19 protein-coding genes and 1 tRNA gene (1 of these 20 only partly in view) are annotated in these 18877 nt (G+C 45.3%); 9 read left to right on the top strand and 11 right to left on the bottom strand.

The window, feature by feature from the left end:
* Nucleotides 1–2: 2 nt before the first annotated feature.
* The 8 genes from VYM24_RS08675 (at nt 3) to VYM24_RS08640 (ending at nt 9733) form a co-directional block, all read left to right on the top strand.
* A complete protein-coding gene (locus tag VYM24_RS08675; protein WP_291554431.1) occupies nt 3–2738 on the top strand; it encodes a TonB-dependent receptor in 2736 nt (911 codons plus the stop codon).
* 27 nt (nt 2739–2765) lie between these two features.
* A complete protein-coding gene (locus VYM24_RS08670; protein WP_330941958.1) occupies nt 2766–4055 on the top strand; it encodes a DUF4876 domain-containing protein in 1290 nt (429 codons plus the stop codon).
* Nucleotides 4056–4068: 13 nt separating this feature from the next.
* On the top strand, nt 4069–5610 hold the full coding sequence (locus VYM24_RS08665) for a DUF6850 family outer membrane beta-barrel protein (RefSeq protein WP_330941957.1): 1542 nt from the start codon (nt 4069–4071) through the stop codon (nt 5608–5610).
* Nucleotides 5611–5687: 77 nt separating this feature from the next.
* Entirely contained in the window at nt 5688–6272 is a 585-nt protein-coding gene (locus VYM24_RS08660) for a hypothetical protein (protein ID WP_330941956.1), read from the top strand.
* Nucleotides 6259–6831 carry a PepSY-associated TM helix domain-containing protein gene (locus VYM24_RS08655; RefSeq protein ID WP_291554439.1) on the top strand — a complete coding sequence of 191 codons (573 nt, stop codon included), beginning with the start codon at nt 6259–6261 and terminating at the stop codon, nt 6829–6831. The genes VYM24_RS08660 and VYM24_RS08655 overlap by 14 nt, the downstream gene beginning before the upstream one ends.
* A 262-nt stretch (nt 6832–7093) precedes the next feature.
* Nucleotides 7094–7981, top strand: coding sequence for an ABC transporter ATP-binding protein (locus tag VYM24_RS08650; protein WP_330941955.1), 888 nt, complete (start codon nt 7094–7096; stop codon nt 7979–7981).
* 15 nt (nt 7982–7996) lie between these two features.
* Nucleotides 7997–8665, top strand: a complete 669-nt coding sequence (locus VYM24_RS08645; protein WP_294502066.1) for a hypothetical protein — start codon at nt 7997–7999, stop codon at nt 8663–8665.
* Nucleotides 8666–8701: 36 nt separating this feature from the next.
* The gene (locus VYM24_RS08640) at nt 8702–9733 is read left to right on the top strand and encodes a DUF4857 domain-containing protein (protein WP_330941954.1); all 1032 of its coding nucleotides are present in this window, start codon (nt 8702–8704) and stop codon (nt 9731–9733) included.
* Nucleotides 9734–9832: 99 nt separating this feature from the next.
* Here VYM24_RS08640 and VYM24_RS08635 read toward each other — a convergent pair whose 3' ends face one another.
* From VYM24_RS08635 to VYM24_RS08625, 3 genes are all read right to left on the bottom strand, one after another.
* The gene (locus VYM24_RS08635) at nt 9833–10504 is read right to left on the bottom strand and encodes an RluA family pseudouridine synthase (RefSeq protein ID WP_330941953.1); all 672 of its coding nucleotides are present in this window, start codon (nt 10502–10504) and stop codon (nt 9833–9835) included.
* A gap of 104 nt (nt 10505–10608) precedes the next feature.
* On the bottom strand, nt 10609–11355 hold the full coding sequence (fabG, locus tag VYM24_RS08630; RefSeq protein ID WP_044265620.1) for a 3-oxoacyl-[acyl-carrier-protein] reductase: 747 nt from the start codon (nt 11353–11355) through the stop codon (nt 10609–10611).
* Between the two features lie 23 nt (nt 11356–11378).
* Complete coding sequence (locus VYM24_RS08625; RefSeq protein ID WP_026367270.1) at nt 11379–11966, bottom strand: TetR/AcrR family transcriptional regulator; 588 nt, start codon at nt 11964–11966, stop codon at nt 11379–11381.
* Between the two features lie 234 nt (nt 11967–12200).
* On the opposite strand from VYM24_RS08625, the gene VYM24_RS08620 reads away from it, so the two are divergent.
* Nucleotides 12201–12273, top strand: a tRNA-Met gene (locus VYM24_RS08620).
* A 60-nt stretch (nt 12274–12333) separates the two neighbouring features.
* On the opposite strand, the gene VYM24_RS08615 is transcribed toward VYM24_RS08620, so the two are convergent.
* The 8 genes from VYM24_RS08615 to VYM24_RS08580 all read right to left on the bottom strand — a co-directional run.
* Nucleotides 12334–13158, bottom strand: coding sequence for a hypothetical protein (locus VYM24_RS08615; protein WP_299092359.1), 825 nt, complete (start codon nt 13156–13158; stop codon nt 12334–12336).
* An 11-nt stretch (nt 13159–13169) separates the two neighbouring features.
* Nucleotides 13170–13538, bottom strand: coding sequence for a GntR family transcriptional regulator (locus VYM24_RS08610; RefSeq protein ID WP_007209418.1), 369 nt, complete (start codon nt 13536–13538; stop codon nt 13170–13172).
* 2 nt (nt 13539–13540) lie between these two features.
* Nucleotides 13541–14380: a hypothetical protein gene (locus VYM24_RS08605; protein WP_330941952.1), complete on the bottom strand. Its 840-nt coding sequence runs from the start codon at nt 14378–14380 to the stop codon at nt 13541–13543.
* On the bottom strand, nt 14377–15231 hold the full coding sequence (locus VYM24_RS08600; protein WP_195538488.1) for an ABC transporter ATP-binding protein: 855 nt from the start codon (nt 15229–15231) through the stop codon (nt 14377–14379). Before VYM24_RS08600 ends, VYM24_RS08605 begins: the two co-directional genes overlap by 4 nt.
* A 229-nt stretch (nt 15232–15460) precedes the next feature.
* Nucleotides 15461–16906 carry a tetratricopeptide repeat protein gene (locus VYM24_RS08595; RefSeq protein WP_291555339.1) on the bottom strand — a complete coding sequence of 482 codons (1446 nt, stop codon included), beginning with the start codon at nt 16904–16906 and terminating at the stop codon, nt 15461–15463.
* A 5-nt stretch (nt 16907–16911) separates the two neighbouring features.
* The gene (locus tag VYM24_RS08590) at nt 16912–17862 is read right to left on the bottom strand and encodes a PstS family phosphate ABC transporter substrate-binding protein (RefSeq protein ID WP_330941951.1); all 951 of its coding nucleotides are present in this window, start codon (nt 17860–17862) and stop codon (nt 16912–16914) included.
* A gap of 13 nt (nt 17863–17875) precedes the next feature.
* Entirely contained in the window at nt 17876–18691 is an 816-nt protein-coding gene (locus VYM24_RS08585) for an energy transducer TonB (RefSeq protein WP_291555337.1), read from the bottom strand.
* 26 nt (nt 18692–18717) lie between these two features.
* Nucleotides 18718–18877: the final stretch of an ExbD/TolR family protein gene (locus VYM24_RS08580; RefSeq protein ID WP_330942225.1), read on the bottom strand. The gene runs 497 nt beyond the window's last position; only the last 160 of its 657 coding nucleotides appear in the window; its start codon lies off the right edge, out of view; its stop codon occupies nt 18718–18720.

Below are 18877 nucleotides of genomic sequence, written 5' to 3'. Positions count from 1 at the left end.
AGATGTTTCGCAAAGTTTTTTATATCATAACAATACTGTTTATCAACCACTTGTCTGCCTCTGCCCAACATGGTTACACCTGCACCGGAACTATACAGGATGCGCAGACCAAAGAGCCTTTAAGTTTTGCCACCATTCAGTTGCAAGCGACAAATGAAACTTGGTATGGTACTCTCAGTGACCAGAACGGGCGGTATTCTTTCACCAAGTTAACTGCCGGAACATATACGGCAACCGTTTCTTATCTAGGCTATGACAAGTTAACAAAGACTCTCTCTATCTCCCAAAATACAACCCTGTCTTTCCAACTCACTTCATCGACCCTAGCACTGAATGAGGTAGTGATTACCGCTTCGGAGTCGAAAGGACTGACCAGTGCGTCAAGAATAGACCGCAGGGCAATGGAGCATCTGCAACCGACAAGTTTCACCGACTTGCTGGAGTTGCTTCCCGGCGGAAAGTCCGTTGACCCGAACATGGGCAGCGCCAATCTGATAAAAATCCGTGAAGCCGGAAATACCAGCGAGACCATCGCCTCTTTAGGAGTAGGATTTGTGGTGGACGGCATGACCGTAAACACTGATGCCAACTTACAATACCTGCAAGGAACAAATCAAAGTGACAAAGAGTCCGTATCCAAAGGTGTAGATATGCGTACGCTTTCAACAGACAATATAGAAAGCGTGGAAATCATCCGGGGAATACCTTCTGTGGAATATGGCAACCTGACCGGAGGATTAGTGAACATCAAACGGAAATCAAGTGCCTCTCCCCTGACTGCACGTTTCAAAGCAGACCAGGTAAGCAAACTGTTCTCCGCCGGAAAAGGCTGGGCAATCAGCGGCACCAATGTACTGAATCTGGATCTTAGTTATCTGGATTCGAAAGTAGATCCGCGCGACAGCCGTGAGAACTACAAACGCATCACCGCATCCGCCCGTCTGAATACTAACTACAAAGCAAAGATTGGACACATAGACTGGCGTATCAACGCCGATTATACCGGTTCATTCGACAATGTGAAGCGTGATAAAGATATTACCGTAAAGGAGGATTCTTACAAGTCCTCTTATGATAAAATGACGCTGGGCGGCGAGTGGGTGTTGAAGCGCCCCGAGCACTCTTTCTTGCGCCAACTGCGTGCCAACGCATCTGTTTCACAAGAATTCAGCCAGATAAAAGAACAGAAGTCGGTATCACTGGACCGCCCCACAGGTATTCCCAACAGCACGGAACAAGGAGAGGCGGACGGACTTTACCTCCCTTATAATTATGTAGCGGACATGCTTATTAACGGTAAGCCTTTTTACGCAAGTGCCAAAGTTATCAGCGACTTTGCATTCAAATGGCTGAAAAGTTCGCATACGCTAAAAACCGGTGCAGAGTGGAACTTAAGTAAAAACTTTGGTGACGGACAGGTGTACGACATCACCCGACCACTACAAACAGCTTCAACCACCCGACCAAGAAGTTATAATGAGATACCTGCCCGCCAGGATTTATCCATTTATGCAGAAGAACAAATGAAGTTGTCTCTCGGTAAGCATGAAATCTATCTCTCGGCCGGTATACGCGCCAACTCCCTAATCGGATTATCCGGCAAGTTCGCCATGCAGGGAAAATTCTATTTCGACCCGCGCTTCAACTTGAAATGGAGTCTGCCTGCTCTCGGTAAAAATGAGGATTGGCTTATTGACATTTCCGGCGGCATAGGTTGGTTGTCGAGAATGCCGACCACAGCACAGCTCTATCCGGACGCTCTATACGTAGACGTTGTACAACTGAATTATTACCATAACAATCCCGAGTTCCGCCGCATCAACCTGATGACCTACAAATGGGATAATACGAACTATGACCTGAAACCGGCACGCAACCGGAAATGGGAAGTAAGGCTGAACGTAACCCATAACGGTTACGGATTTGCAGTCACTTACTTTCAAGAGCGCATGGACAATGCTTTCCGGGATATTTCTTATTACCAGACGCTGGCTTATAAAAAATATGATTCATCGTCCATCAACTCTTCTGAACTAACCGGACCACCGGCATTGGAGGAACTGACTTATGCGGAAGACACTATGATCAATGCATATAGGACAGCGGGCAATGGCACGCGTGTACACAAAGAAGGGATAGAATTCACCTTCCATACACCGCGTATCAAGCAGCTGCAAACAAGGTTTACAGTTACAGGAGCCTGGCTGAAAAGTACATATAGCAACAGCGTGCTTCTATATAGGGAGTCGTCCGTTGTGATTAACGGAGAACAGTTAAGATACGTAGGTTTGTATGACTGGGATTCCAATTCCAGGATTCAGGAAGCATTCAACACCAACCTCACCGCCGACACTTATCTGCAAAGAATCGGTATGTCTTTCTCACTGACCGCACAATGCACATGGTACACCTCCGGCCAGCCATTATGGAATAGCGGTATGCCCATCAGCTACGTTGACAAAGGAGGAAATGTGCATCAGTTTACCGAAGCAGACGCCACCGATGCCCAACTGCAACATCTGGTAACCAAACATGGAGAAAATTACTTTGACCGTGTAACAGTTCCTTTTGAAATGACCGTCAATCTGAAAGCAACCAAGAGGATCGGGAAATATATGGATTTGTCTCTGTACGTAAACCGAATATTGACCATAGCACCCGATTATCACAGAGGGACTCAACTTGTAAGACGCGTCATGAACCCCTACTTCGGTATGGAAGCTAATTTAAGATTTTAATATTAATACATAAAACAATAGACTAAGATGAAAAAAGTGAAGTATTTAACATTGGCAGTCCTGCTAACAGGAAGTTTTGCCATGACAAGTTGTAGTGACGACAACGTGGCCACCACTCAAGTGAACGCAAATCTGAACATCAGCAACAGTATTGGAAACGACCTGACGGTAAAAACGGGAACATATACTTTTGCCAATGTCAGTACAGGACTTGAGACGACCATTGACTATGGTTCTACCTTGACCCGTGCCGCCTCCGAAAGCACATTGGCTACCTTGACGGACGGATTGTATAATGTAACCTTTATAGGTACGGCAACCTACACTTATACCGAAACCCAGATAGTGGAAAACGAAGAAGTAGAAGTGGAGAAGACAGCCGAAGCCAACATTCAAGGTTCGCAGCAAAATGTGGAAGTAAAAGGTGGCAGCGTAACTCTGAACCTGACCGTTTACGTGCAGAACAAAGATGAAAAAGGCAACTTCGTAATTGCCGAGATATTTGCCAGCGGTTCATACAATACAGCAACCGGTAAGCAATATAACGGCGACCAATATATCCGCATCCACAACAACTCTTCCGAAACACTTTATGCTGACGGATTGGTATTGCTGGAATCTAAATTTACTACCAGTCAGAAGTTCGATTATACTCCCAACGTTATGGATCAGGCCATGGTGGTACAAGTAGTAGCCAGAGTTCCCGGTACCGGAAAAGAACACCCTGTTCTGCCAGGGAAAAGTATCATTTTATGCGACAATGCCATTGATCATACGGAAGCACTGTCCACCTCGGCTAATTTGACTAACGCCGACTTTGAATGGTATACAGGCGGCACTTCCTCAAACCCGGATGTAGATAATCCTGATGTGCCCAACTTGGATATGATCTTCAATTATACAAAAACTGTCTGGTTGTTAGCCAAGCAGGGCAACAGAGCTTATGCTATCGGCCGCATACCGGAAAACATCAGTGCGGATAATTATATAGCTGACTATGTCTATACTGCCAATTATGTAAATAGTGGAGTAACATTACCCGTAAAAAATGCCTACCAGTTTCCTAATGAATGGATTATCGATGCCGTCAACTTAAGCCCGAAAACCGCATACGTATGGAATGTGGTAAGTCCTGCCCTGGACATGGGATATTCTTATATAGGAGAAGGTACCGCGGCCGTTGAAAATGCCGGTAAAGCAGTGGTTCGCAGAACATCCTACACCACCGAAGACGGACGCGCGGTATTGCAGGACACCAACAACTCCAGCGTAGACTTCAAAGCCTCGGTACGCGCTACATTGTTACCTGCCCAATAATTAAAGACCAAGCATGAAACAACGTTTCCTTATCCTATCAGCCATAATCAGCCTGCTGCCTATCAAACTGATGGCGGCAGACACGCTGACCGTTGAACAAAAAATAGTGTCGGAATACAATCACAAAGCTGTATTCCGCAATCAGATATGGCAGAATATCGCTATTCGCTATGACCTGCGTCCTTTCAGTCTGACAACCGTCAGCGTGAACGGCCTGTATGAAGAGCGTGGCAATGCCGCATTAGCACAGGAAGGAAACGGAGAGAAGAACTTTAGCGCAGAGGTTAACTCTTCCATCGTGCTGAATCAGCGTAACCGACTTTTCGGAACCGCCTCCTACCGCAACGGACGCAGGGAAAATGTGATTTGGAATGAGAATTCAGACTATTCACTGATTTATCCGTATGTAGTGGGTGATTCTATTGGCGGCTACATGAAAGAAGAAGAATATAAATTCTCCGGAGGATATACCCACCGCTTTGGCCAATGGACTGCCGGTGCCGAACTGGCATACCGTGCCGTGATTGCTTACCGTGACAAGGACCCGCGCCCGCAGAACATCATTTCCGACTTGCAGGCACATCTTGCACTTTCACGCAATCTGAGTGGAAAGTACATATTAGGCCTTTCGGTGCAGGCACGCCAATATAACCAGAAAAGTGATATCAAATTCCTTGCCGATAAAGGTTCTACTTCTGTTTATCAGATGCTGGGACTGGGGATGGATTATGTACGTTTTGCAAGTTCACAAACATCCTCCCGCTACACCGGTTCGGGGATAGGCGGCAGCATCGACCTGTTGCCGATAAGCAAACATGGAGAATGCAACGGCTTCTCTGCCTCACTGCGTACCGACTATTTCCATCTGACAAAGGAACTGGTCAGCACCAACTATGCCCCGATCAACGAAATCAAGAATGTAGATATCTCCCTTGAAGGTGCATGGACGCGCCGAAACAGAGAATGGGAATATGGGGTACGCCTACTTGCCTTATTACAACAACGCACAGGGGTTGAGAATATCTTTGGTGACCCCACTGGTAATGTTTATCCTAAAATCAGTAGTGTAGATCAGTTCAAGAATAGCACTTTTCAAGCTACATTAAAAGGAATGATAGGACAACTCCTCAACGAAAAGCGTCACTGGGGATGGACTTTACTCCCCATCGTCAGCTACGGGCAAACTAAACCGGAGTATAAAGACAATGGACGTTATATTGAAATAGCCTCTGCAAGCGGCGGACTGGAAGCGCAATCCCTCTGGAAAGTATCGAAAGTGCTGTTATCGGCAAGCATTGCCGGAGGATATACCTCCAATGTGAAGTCCGAGTATTCCCTGACGGGACTGGACAGCAAAGGTTCAGTAGGCAGCACTTTACTCTCGAACATCGATTACCTGAGTGACGTCCACGCCTCCGTTGCCCTCAAACTGCGCGGAGACTACATCCTCAGCGACCGATACGCCGTGTTCCTCTCAGCCAACTGGCTACACCAGGAATACAATAAATGTGGCGGAACAGACCGGATAGAAGTATCTCTGGGAGTTACTTTCTAAGGAAATCACCCCGCCAATTATCTATAGTGAATTACGTAATAAACAAAAGTATAACTAACAATAAAACCAAAACAACAATGAGTACTAAAACATTATCAATCGCAGCCGCCATCATGGCGTTATTCTTTATCGGAACTTCTTGCAGCAACAAGCAAAAGAGCACCGAAGAAACCGCAACCACCGAACAGACCTCCGGTACCATGGAAATAGACGACCTCCTTACCAATGCCGAGTCATTGACCGACCAGGAAGTCACCATCGAAGGTGTATGCACACATGCCTGCAAGCACGGTGCCACCAAAATCTTCCTGATGGGCAGTGACGACACGCAAACCATCCGCGTAGAAGCCGCCAAGTTGGGTTCATTTGATACGAAATGCGTCAACAGCATCGTCCGCGTCACCGGAACCCTGAAAGAACAACGTGTGGACGAAGCATACCTGCAACAATGGGAAGCCCGCCTGAAAGCCGCTGCCGCCGAGAAACACGGCGAAGGCGAAGCCGGATGCACCACTGAGAAGAAAGCACGTGGCGAAACTGCCAATACGCCCGAAGCCCGCATCGCCGACTTCCGCGCCAAGATCGCCAAACGTCAGGCTGAAACTGGAAAACCCTATTTGTCTTTCTACTTTATGGAAGCCGCAAGCTATGAAATTCAGTAAAACGGGAACCGCGCTCCGTAAATGGAGCCGGCTTATTCACCGGGATCTCTCATTCGTCTTTTCAGGGATGGTACTGATATACGCCATCTCTGGAATTGTGATGAACCACCGGAATACGATAAACCCCAATTACTCGGTAGTGCGGCAGGAATACAGCATCACTGAAACGATGCCGCCACAAGCCGGAATGAAGAAAAACGATGTACTGAAACTGCTGGCACCACTTGGTGAAGAAAAGAACTACACCAAGCACTACTTCCCGAAGGAAGACCAGATGAAGGTGTTCCTGAAAGGTGGTTCCAACCTGATGGTAAATCTGTCTACCAAGCAAGCCGTTTACGAGAAGCTGACACGCCGTCCGTTGATAAGCGCCCTGACCAAGCTGCACTATAATCCCGGAAGATGGTGGACTCACTTCGCAGATGTGTTTGCCGTGGGGCTTATTATCATCACCGTCACAGGACTCGTCATGGTGAAAGGGCCGAAAGGTTTGTGGGGACGCGGGGGAATAGAATTGGTGGCGGGCATCCTCATTCCGATACTTTTTCTCTTTTTATGAATTAATCCCATCAACAGGTAAGTCAAATACAGCTTCGGTATAAGCGTAGGGTAAAGGTGCGGAACAAGTGATATAAATTGCCAACACCATGAGTCTTGCAGTTTCACTTAATAGGAACGATAGTTTCACAGGATAGAAACTTCAGTTCCTCAGGACAGAAACAAGAGTTTCACTTAACTGAAACAACAGTGCCTCCAGATTGGAATGAACTGCACCTTTTATCCCCTTTCTGCCGGACATTAATCAAAACAAAAAGAAATCAATGGAGAACATCATTGAATGCAATAACCTGACGCACTATTATGGCAAAAGGTTAATTTACGAAGACCTCAGTTTCAGCGTACCGAAAGGACGCATCCTGGGACTGCTGGGCAAGAATGGTACAGGTAAAACCACAACCATCAATATATTGAGCGGTTACCTCAAACCCCGCTCCGGTCAATGCTCCATCTTCGGACAGGACATTCAGACGATGCACCCCTCAACACGCCGTAATATTGGCCTGCTCATCGAGGGACATGTGCAATATCAGTTCATGACCATCCGGGAGATTGAGAAGTTTTATTCTGCTTTCTATCCGAGACAGTGGCGTAAGGAAGCCTACTACGACCTGATGGACAAACTGAAAGTAGCTCCCGGACAACGCATCTCGCGTATGTCGTGCGGACAGCGTTCGCAGGTGGCACTGGGACTTATCCTGGCGCAAAATCCGGAACTGCTGGTACTGGACGATTTCTCTCTCGGCCTGGACCCCGGCTACCGCCGCCTCTTTGTGGACTATCTGCGTGACTACGCCCGTTCGGAAAACAAAACAGTTTTCCTGACCTCGCACATCATTCAGGACATGGAGCGCCTGGTAGACGACTGCATCATCATGGATTACGGACGCATCCTTATCCAACAGCCCGTAAAGGAACTGCTGGACACGATACGCCGCTATACCTGCACGTTGCCCGAAGGTTACAAGATGCCGGAAGATAAGGATTTCTACCATCCGTCTCTTATCAGAAATACGCTGGAAACCTTCTCGTTCCTGCCTCAACAAGAAGTAGAAAACCGTTTCAAAGCCCTGCAAGTGCCTTACAGCGATTTGAAATGCGAGACTGTAAACCTGGAAGATGCTTTTATCGGACTGACGGGAAAATACTAATAACGAATAATTATTATGAACGCTATATTTTATAAAGAATGGATTAAAACCCGCTGGTATCTGCTGCTTGCACTGCTTGTAACGCTCGGTTTTGCCGGATACTCGATGCTGCGCATCAACCGTGTTGCCAGCATGAAAGGCGTAGAACACGTTTGGGAAGTTATGCTGTCACGGGATACCGTGTTCGTGGATTTACTGGAATTTATTCCTCTATTAGTCGGGATACTGCTTGCCCTGGTGCAATTCGTACCCGAAATGCACCATAAATGCCTGAAACTGACATTACATCTGCCCTACCCGCAACTGCGGATGATTAACCTGATGCTACTCTACGGGCTGATAGTGTTACTTGCCTGCTTTGCCGCCAACTATCTGTTGATGACGGTTTACATGCAAGGCGTCCTGGCTCCGGAACTTTATTCACGGATTCTGCTGACAGCTCTTCCCTGGTATCTGGCGGGCATTGCCGCTTATCTTCTGATTTCGTGGATATGCCTGGAACCGACCTGGAAACGGCGCGTCCTCAATCTGGTAATCTCCGTATTGCTGTTGCGTATCTTCTTCCTGGCTCCGGCACCGGAAGCCTATAATGCTTTCCTGCCCTGGCTGGCAATCTACACCCTGCTCACGGCAAGTCTCTCATGGCTTTCCATCGCACGGTTCAAGGTAGGCAAACAAGATTAACAGGTCATACATTCACTCTTAAGAACGAAAAAGACAATGAAACGTTTTAGTCAAATATTCTTATACATCACCATTGCATTGCTCATTATCTGGCAGTTGCCCTGGTGTTATTCTTTCTTTGCGGCAAAGCCATCTAAAGTTCCTTTCTCCATGTACAGTTGTGTCCTCGGTGACTTCCTCTCCATGGGCAATGAAGATGGTAAAGGCGTAGTACGACGCGACCAGTCCGGCAATGTATATACGCAGGAGCAGACGGACAGTATTCTCCCGTTCTTCTACATGCGCCAGCTTATGGCGGATGAGCGGTTCCCGGACAGCATCAATGGTGTTGCCGTCACTCCGCGCGAAGTGCAGCTTACGAATTTCAGCTTCCGCTCGGCAGCCTCGGATATCAATGCCTCCAAGATAGAACTTTATCCTTTGCTGGAAAGTATGTCGGGACGCGTGGATCTGACTATACCCGATGACGTGTTCCGTATCACCTCGAAAGGAATCGAATTTATCGGTATGAAAACCAATACGATAGATGCTGACAAAAGCCAACTGTTCACAGAGGCTATGGTGAAGAAAGGGTTTAAATTCCCTGCCCGCCGGTTGGCCGGTAATCCTACCACCCGCAAGGAGTACGATGAAGGCTATCTGATTCTGGACAATGAGGGAAAACTTTTCCATCTGAAACAGACGAAAGGACGCCCGTATGTGCGTGCCATTTCCCTGCCCGAAGGCTTAAATGCGAAGTATCTCTTCATCACAGAATTCAAGGACCACAAGACACTGGGTTTCCTGACGGACATGGATAACAACTTCTATGTACTGAACAATAAGACTTATGATGTGATCAAGACCGGAGTTCCTTCCTTCAACCCCGAAGAGGATGCTCTGTCTATCTTCGGAAATATGTTCGACTGGACGGTTTGCGTGAAAACAGCCAACGCGGACGAATATTATGCACTGGATGCGGATGATTATTCACTTATCAAGTCCATCAGCTTCCCGAGAAAGAGTAACGGGATACCGGGATTGCACTTTACGTCCTCTCAGGATAAATATGTGAAACCGAGGTTCTGATAAAGCATTTCACCACAGAGGACACAGAGAGCACAGAGGCTATTGATTATCCATGAATCATAACCCTCCGTGCTCTCTGTGTCCTCTGTGGTGAAAATCTTATATCATCCGGAATCCTTGCCAAAGATTCGTCTCCGGCACAGGCGCCTCCACATCAATCATTTCCTTAGATACCGGATGCACAAAACTGATATGGCGTGCATGCAGGCAAATACTTCCATCCGGATTGGAACGGGCAAAGCCATACTTCAAATCTCCCTTGATAGGACATCCCATCTTTGCCAACTGGCATCGTATCTGATGATGCCGTCCGGTCTTCAGATCCACTTCCAGCAGAAAGTAATTATCCGACTTACCTATCAGCCGATAGTGCAGGATAGCCTTTTTACTCTTCGGCACTTCCTTATCATAAGCATAACTCTTGTTCTGCTTCTCATTGCGCACCAGATAGTTCACCAATTCTCCTTCCGACTCCTTCGGGGCATTCTTTACGATAGCCCAGTAGGTCTTCTTCACCTCACTGGTTTTGAACATTTCATTGAGGCGGGACAATGCCTTGCTGGTCTTAGCAAATACAACAAGACCGCTCACAGGGCGGTCCAGCCGGTGGGTAACACCGATGAAGACATTACCGGGTTTCTGGTATTTCTCCTTCAGATACTGCTTTACGGTTTCCGAAAGCGGCGTATCCCCCGTCTTGTCTCCCTGAACGATCTCGGAAGCGGTCTTGTTGACTATAATGATATGATTGTCCTCGTATACGACAGTCATTTTTTTTATGAAGAATGATGAATGAAGAATGATGAATTACTTTGCGGCCTACTTGCATAGCGCAGCAAAATTCTTCATTCATCATTCTTCATTCTTAATTTAAACTACATATTCATACCACCATCTACCTGAATCACCTGTCCTGATACATAAGAAGACATATCAGAAGCCAGGAAGGTAGCAATGTTTGCCACGTCTTCGGGAGTACCACCACGACGCAAAGGAATCTTCTTTGCCCATTCAGCTCTTACCTCGTCAGACAATGCAGCAGTCATATCGGTCAGGATAAAGCCCGGAGCGATAGCGTTGGCACGGATACCGCGAGAACCTAATTCCTGTGCGATAGATTTAGCCAGAGCAATCATACCAGCTTTGGAAGCTGCGTAGTTGGCTTGTCCGGCATTACCGTGAACACCTACTACAGAAGCCATATTAATAATGCTACCACCCTTCTGGCGCATCATGATCGGGGTACAAGCGTGAACGAAATTGAAAGCGGACTTCAAGTTAACGTTGATAACCATATCCCATTGTTGCTCGCTCATACGCATCATCAGACCGTCACGGGTGATACCTGCATTGTTTACCAGAATATCGATGCGACCAAAATCTGCATGAATAGCTTCTACTACCTTGGCAGTATCTTCAAAATTAGCAGCGTTTGAAGCATAACCTTTAGCTTTCACGCCCATTGCTTCAATTTCCTTTGCCGTATTCTCTGCATTTTCATCAATCACCAGGTCAGTGAATGCGATATTTGCTCCTTCAGAAGCAAACTTTAATGCGATAGCCTTACCGATACCACGTGCAGCACCAGTTACAATGGCTGTTTTTCCATCTAATAATCCCATACTTTTTTAATTATTGATTAAAGTTATTCTTTTCTACGCAGTGCCCCGAACACGATGTTCTCAACGTATTGCCCACGTGTTTCATCGGTCAGTTTAGCACCTATATGCCCACGTATGTAAGGCACTTCAATACCTTTCACACTATAATGCACCAATTCGGCAGTCATGTCGATATCGTCAACCTGAAACACCCCTTTCTCCACGCCTTCACGAAGCACATCCTTGAAAAGCTGTATTTCTTTGGCATCAAAACGTTTGCGCACCTTCTCTACCCGCCATATATCACGGAAAAAGGTAGCACGGAGTGTTCCATTCCGGTACACTACCTCTTTCACGGCATCCAGGCGGGTATAAATCATTTCGATGATCTTCTGATCGGGCGAGATGTCTTTCTCTACTACCCGCTTCATTATATCCGAAAGGATGTCCAGCTCCGATTCGACAACAGCCATATAGATATCTTCCTTACTTTTAAAATAGGTATAAAGCGTTCTTCTACCTTTTTTAGAAGCAAGAGCGATATCGTTCATTGTGGTATTCTCAACACCCATCTTCGCAAATAGCTGACGGGCTACATCCACTAATTTAGCTTTTGTCTTCGATACGGCCATATTAATAATTGCACATTGCTTAATAATTTGAGCAAAAGTAAAACTTTTCTGCATACCACACAAGAAAACGCACATTTTATTAACATTTGGTCACAGGGAGAGGATAAAAAAAGTATATCTATTATAACACTACTTATCAACAAGTTAGTCCGCTTATTACATTTTTTAGCAAAAATAATATGGCTTTTATTTGTTTGTTCCATAAAAAGCCGTACCTTTGCACCCGTTAAACATCGCGGAGTGGAGCAGTTGGTAGCTCGTTGGGCTCATAACCCAAAGGTCATTCGTTCGAGTCGGATCTCCGCAACTAAATAAAAAAAGACCGTTTTTCAACGGTCTTTTTTTCGTATTCTAGCAATACCTATTGTTATTTCACAACTACTGTCGCTGCTTCTTTCAACTTTATATCCAATGAAGCGCCTTCCGATTGAGGCATCCAAACTACCTGTCGACATTCGCCTTTCTCCAAAGTACATTTTTGATTACCATGAGCATATAGATATTCCGTATCAACATGGAAAGAACTTGCATTCACATTCCAACTCCGTATCCCGTTCAGATGAAGATACAAATTGTCCGCTTTGCCAGTATTAAACAACCACGCACCATTCTGGACTGTTAGAGCTCTAAAATTACAGTCATTTATGGTAGCATAATCTTGCACCATCAAAGACAATGAATCGCGGGTTAACCCTTCAACAGTCATTTTTTGAGCTTCAAGACTGGTCTGTAAGAACTGAACATGATCCGGCAGAGCTATAGTCATCTCTTCGGAGCGTAAATAAAGCCAATACAGGTCATGATATTTCTTTTCAAGCTTATCATTAGGAAAATCAAATACGATACGTAATGTATCTCCAACTGAGTTCATCGTCATAAATTCATCCATACCGGAAGCATAAGTGCAAGTTCCCTGTCCAGCTTCGGCAGGAGTAATTTTCAAAGGGAGCTCTCCAAATGCCGGCATTCTTATTCCCTTCTTTTCGCCCTCGCCGGTAGTGATGATATTTCTAATTGCCACCATCTGTATAACTTTGCATTCCGGCAGTTGAACCGTCTTCTTTTCTCCTTTAATATCCAGGAAATTATTATCCCAACCTGTAACTTGCATAGAGGCGTAGAATATGCCAGCGCACACCACAACCAATCCGGTAAGCAACATTCCAAATATTATATAAGTTGTTCGTTTCATAATCTTCTTCTTTATTTTTGTTTCTTACTAAATTCCCGATACATAGCGGACATATCTTCCGCCGAAATACCGAGGGTATACATCTGCTTAAAGAAATAATCTACTTCTTCTTTGAGGAAATACTCTTTGCGCAATGAAAGGATTAACGCGCGAGCACCGGAAGCAACAAAATAACCGATACCACGTTTGTTATAGATAACTTCCTGCGATTGTAGATAATCGTATGAACGCATCACCGTATTGGCATTCACCTCTACCACAGCTGCATATTCTCTGACGGATGGTATGCGTTCCTCTTCCCGATATTGCCCGAGAAGTACCTCGTCACAAATGCGATCTGCTATTTGAAGATAGATGGCTTTACTTTCTTTAAAATTCATACTTACCAACGGTTAATGATTTCAGACTCTTTAAAACGAAAATAAGCAACTACCCAGTTGAAGATAGCCATACCCAAGAAAATGATTGTAGTCCAAAGTGTCATAGCTTCATCAGATATATCCTGATTCACTCCATGTACACCACGCGCTTCAAACAATATTTTTGCCAATGCTGATCCTATTGCTATATAAATAATAGCAACGACCACAATGGCTGAGAAAGTCTTCACAAATGAGTTCTTCGGCCAAATGGAACTCCCCAGAACAAACAAAGACTGTACAAAGAAATAAGCGCTTATTCCTAACATAAAATAATTGCAATCATCAAAAACCGTCCAGAATTGTTCTTTTCCTACCAGATGGGAAAGCGGAGTAGAGGAAATGATATCTTTTAACTCAGGATAGCTAACCATGTAAACCACTACACGTGTCCAATCCGCTAATTTAAAAGCTATCAAGAACACAATAAGGAAACCGAAGGTAAATACCAGCCAACGGGAGAAGAACTTCTCAAACATCGTAGCAGGCGTCATTAACATAGCTATCCGGTTCGTTTTAGATTTCATACGTTCCATAATGAACGAAGCGCTCAGAAGTCCCATAATGACAAGCGCCCAAATGAAAGCCCCCAATTCGAATGTCCATATAGGATCCTGAGTTATCCCTCTATTAATCAGGCCTTCCGGATAATTATATTGAAAATATCCGTTCCATACGAAAGCAATCGCCATTATACCGTACATCATTACGAAGCGGAGCAAATTTGCCTTCCAACTCTCCACCATTTCTTTGCGACATAAGTTCACAAAACGGGGTGCACTAAAAAAGGTATCGCGTATCATTGTTCATTCTGTTTAGGGTGAAACATTCCTTTTATTTTCTCAGGGTCCGTAAGCGCAGCACCGAACAACAATTCAAGATTGATCTCCGACTCTTCATCATCCGTATTCGGCAACATCAGGAAATTACCCTGTATGGAAGGAAGCGTGTAAATTGCCGCTTCTGCCAATTCGCGGTCATCGCTTTCAACGAAAAGAAACTTACTACAGATGTTGGCAGTGGATGCGTCGAGCAACACATGACTGTTATCCATAATCACCACATGATCCAGTATCTTATCTATATCCCGCACCTGGTGAGTAGAGATAATAATAGTTCTGTCGTCCGACATGCCCGAAGCTATAAATTTACGGAACTGGCTCTTACCCGGAATATCAAGACCATTAGTCGGTTCGTCCATAATCAATAGTGAGGTGTGGGTAGCCAATGCAAAGCTCATAAAGACTTTCTTCTTCTGCCCCATAGACAAGGCTCCCAGGTCAATATCCTGCTCCATTTCGAAGTAATGCAGGTATTTCACCATGTCTTCCTTACTGAAACGGGGATAGAACTGGCTGTTCAACTCCACATAGCTGACTAAAGATATAGGAGGTAATTCAAATTCTTCGGGAACTAGGAACATATCCTGTAGTGTAATAGGCAACCGACGGCGTACATCGGTATCATGGTACATTATTTTCCCACTCTTGGGAGTAAGCAAACCGCTCATCAGATAAAGCAGTGTAGATTTGCCGGCACCGTTCTTTCCCAGTAACCCGTATACCCTACCCTTCTCTAACGAGAGCGAAAAATCGTGCAGGACTTCTTTTTTACCCCGACGATAACTGAACGAAATGTTTTCTACCTGTAGCATACTTATATGTTTTTATAGGTGGCAAGGAAACAAGATACAAGGAGAAGGCCTTGTCAACTGGTATCTGATACCTTGTTAACCCCAATATTAGTGTATTAGTTTATTGGTACACCGCAAAGGTAGATAATCTTTTTAATAATCCAAGCGTTTACAGAAAAAAACATAAAAAAAGGAGGAGCTAAGAATCACTCTCCACTCCTCCCGACACGACAAACAACTAAAATTGTTGCTATTTGATGCCTTCCAACGCCTTTTTGGCAGTAGCATTGGCGGGGTCTATAGCCAGAATTTTATTCCAGAATTCTTTCGAAGTAGGATAGTCGCTCTTTAACAGATAGTAGTAGCCCAGATAACTGTAGCACTCTATCAACGCAGAGTTATACTTCGGTTCATTTTTACTCAGCAACATGTCCATTACCTTTTCATAATAAGGTTTCGCTAACCCGTCAGTAGTTTCGGGGTCCATAGCAGAATTGGTCCGGGCACGCCACATTTCTCCCAGATAACTGTCGGGAGCTTGTTCGGAAACAAGTGCGAATACAGAATCAGCGGCCTGCAACGCCAGTTTACGGTCGGCAGGCTGCACGGCGAGCGAATCCAAAGATGTGCCCTGTCCGTAATAAAGACGTCCTAACTGGAATAATGTTTCAGGAGTCTTCTTGTCTTTAGTTAATGCATCGTAATATTTGCGGTAAGCCGCAATAGCCTCTGCATAATTATTGTTCATTTCATGGGCATCGGATATTTCACGCCACAAGTCCACCTGTGTATTATCCTTATCCAATGCCTTGCCATATTCTATAATAGCTTTATCATATTTCTTCAATGCACTCAGTAAAGCGCCATAATAGCGGTAATCTAAATAAGAATAGTCTGCATGGTCCGAAGCATTGAAGAAAGCATCAGCAGCCTTCTCGGCATCTTCATAACGTTTCAGGTCCGTATTGTTATACATGACAAGGCGGTTGAAGGCAGCGTGGCGTGCATTCTTCTGCAACCCCTTCTGTGCAACCTGCAATGATTTCTCGAAATCATGATTCAAGAACAGGGCAAAAGCATATTTCAACATATCATCTTCCGTAGCAAGAGGCGTGTCAATGAATTTCGTATACATCTCGACAGCTTTGCCAAAACGGTTGCCGGAATAATATACCTCAGCCAGTTCCCTATCAGCTTCCAGACAGTTCGGATCTACTGCTTTAAGCTGCTCCAACTTTTCAATGGCCTGTGTAGGACTGGCAGACTTATAAGCCTGCGCATACTTCAGGTAGGCTTCCTTGCAATTCGGATCAAAATAGATGGCTTGCTCATAAAGTTGGCAAGCTTGTCCAATATTCTTTTGTGCAAGGGCAATATCACCCTCCAATACAGACACCTTGGGATCTTTGTTATTGGCTTTCTTTGCCATAGCCAGATATTCCTGAGCTTCGGTGATTTTTCCAGCGTCCAGATAAACATGGGCTACAGAAGTCACAAGATCCACATTCTTTTTATTCTTCCCTTTCAGCAACTCCCCAGCCTCCTCGGAAGCTTGTGCGGGATTGGACTGAATCAAGGTTTTTACTTTATCTACCCCAGCCTGCCATTCGGGTACAGGCGTTTGTGCGGAAAGTGTGCCAGCCAACAGCAACGCTCCCATACTAAGAACTAACATCGTTTTCATAATAGCACTCATTTTAGTTATTTATCTTTTATATTCACCACCCGTACCTGTTGGGTAGCGGGTACTAATCCCGACTTTAAAATAATCCGCTGTCCCCGGTCGGAAGCGAGGAAGGAGGCAAATCCCCACGGAAGCGCACTCCGCGGATCGTTTAACAGGGCATAGATGCTGCGTGCCAACGGATAATCACCGTAAAACAAATATGCCTGATAAGGTTTGAAACTGTTTTCCGGCGTCGCCTTGTCGGCAGCGCTGACGGACATCACACGTACTTCTTTGCTGAAGGAGAGCCCTGTGCTATCATTACGGTCGCTCAGCCAATTCACACCGATAATACCAATAGCATCAGGAGTCTTTGACACAAAGTCGATGACCTCTCTGTTGGTTTTCAATGCTTTCACCTGGTCCGATAACGGAGCACCCTTACAAATGGAATCTACCGCAAAACGCACGGTACTGGAGTTTTTGTTATCAAATACCAAGCGGATATCCTTCAGCCGAGATGCCGGATAAATTTCCTTCCATTGTGTAACCTTTCCCGTCAGGATGCTGCGAATTTCATTCACGGTGATCAACGTATCAGGATTCTCCCTGTTCGTAATCAACGCTAACCCATCCGTAGCAATCTTTATCTCCTGCGGGAAGAACTTCCGGCTATTGAAAGAGTTCACCTCCTCCGATGTCAGCCTGCGACTGGTTATAGCCAACCGCAGACTGTCCTTGAGCAATAGATTGACGGCTTCCACTTCCGTCACATAACGGGGGACAATTCCTGCCAGAGGAAACAGTCCTTCAAATACATCCACCTCTTCCTGTACGATAGGCTGGAAACTTTCGTCCGCAGCAATTGCTATCACACCCGAAGTGTACGTATCCGCCAGCCCGTCCTTAGGCTTACTTTGGCAGGCAGACACTGCAAGCAGCATCACTGCCAAACTCAAAAGTTGAAGTTGTTTCACCGTTTTCATGACACACACATTATTATTGTAACCTAAACACTACCGGAATTGTATACTTCACCGATACAGCTTTACCATTCTGTTTACCAGGAATCCACTTAGGCATGGACATAATCACACGGACAGCTTCTTTGTCCAGGTAAGGGTCTACACCTCTCAGCACATTCACATCACGCACACGACCATCCGCACCTACTACAAACTGGCAAGTCACACGTCCCTGCGTTCCGTTTTCCTGGGCAATAGTCGGATACTTCATATTCTTGCTGATGAACTGCATCATCTCAGCCTGCCCACCGGGGAACTGAGGCATCTGTTCTACCATATCGAAAACCTTTTCAGGTTCCGGTTCAGCTTGGGTAACCACTTGTTTCAGGTCGGCAATATCCTTACCATGCTCTTCGTCGTTACCTTTCACGTCAGCGATAGAAATAGTCACCTTCGTTTCCGCCAGTTCATGCTGGCTCTTTATTTCATCCTCATCTCTCACTTCTTCGTCCTTCTTGATGACGGGAGCCGTGAATTTGATAGAACTCTTCAGTGCAGGAGGCGGGGGAGCAACGGGCTCCACTCTTTTCATTTCTTCCTGCTTAATTTCCGGTTCTTCCAATTGAGACAAAGTAGTCACCTCGGTCATCACTTCCTTCTGCTTCGGCGTAGCCATCTTTATCAAGGTAGGGATACTAAATCCTACCAATGCGATGACGATCACCAGTATCACAGCGATATTATGACGCTTTGGCGATTTCTCTCTTAACTGATAGGCACCGTACGCCTTATTCTTGCCACTGAATATCAAGTCACACCATTCCGAAGAACTTAAATCTACTTTAGCCATATTCTTACTTTTTTAGGTGTTACACATTATTCGGCAATATTCTGCGACAATTCACCTTTACTATCGTAGTTCTTTATCAGGAACTGATCAGCTTCAGCGATGTCCGTAATCACATACTTACCTATATTACATATCTGCATTTCATCGAGTGCATCAATCAGATTCTTGTACGAAGCGTCATCGGTG

Source organism: Bacteroides sp. MSB163, assembly GCF_036416795.1.
Taxonomy (GTDB): Bacteria; Bacteroidota; Bacteroidia; order Bacteroidales; family Bacteroidaceae; genus Bacteroides; species Bacteroides maternus.
The sequence above is the reverse complement of the archived record's forward strand: the minus strand, read 5'-3'. Positions and strand labels throughout refer to the sequence as shown.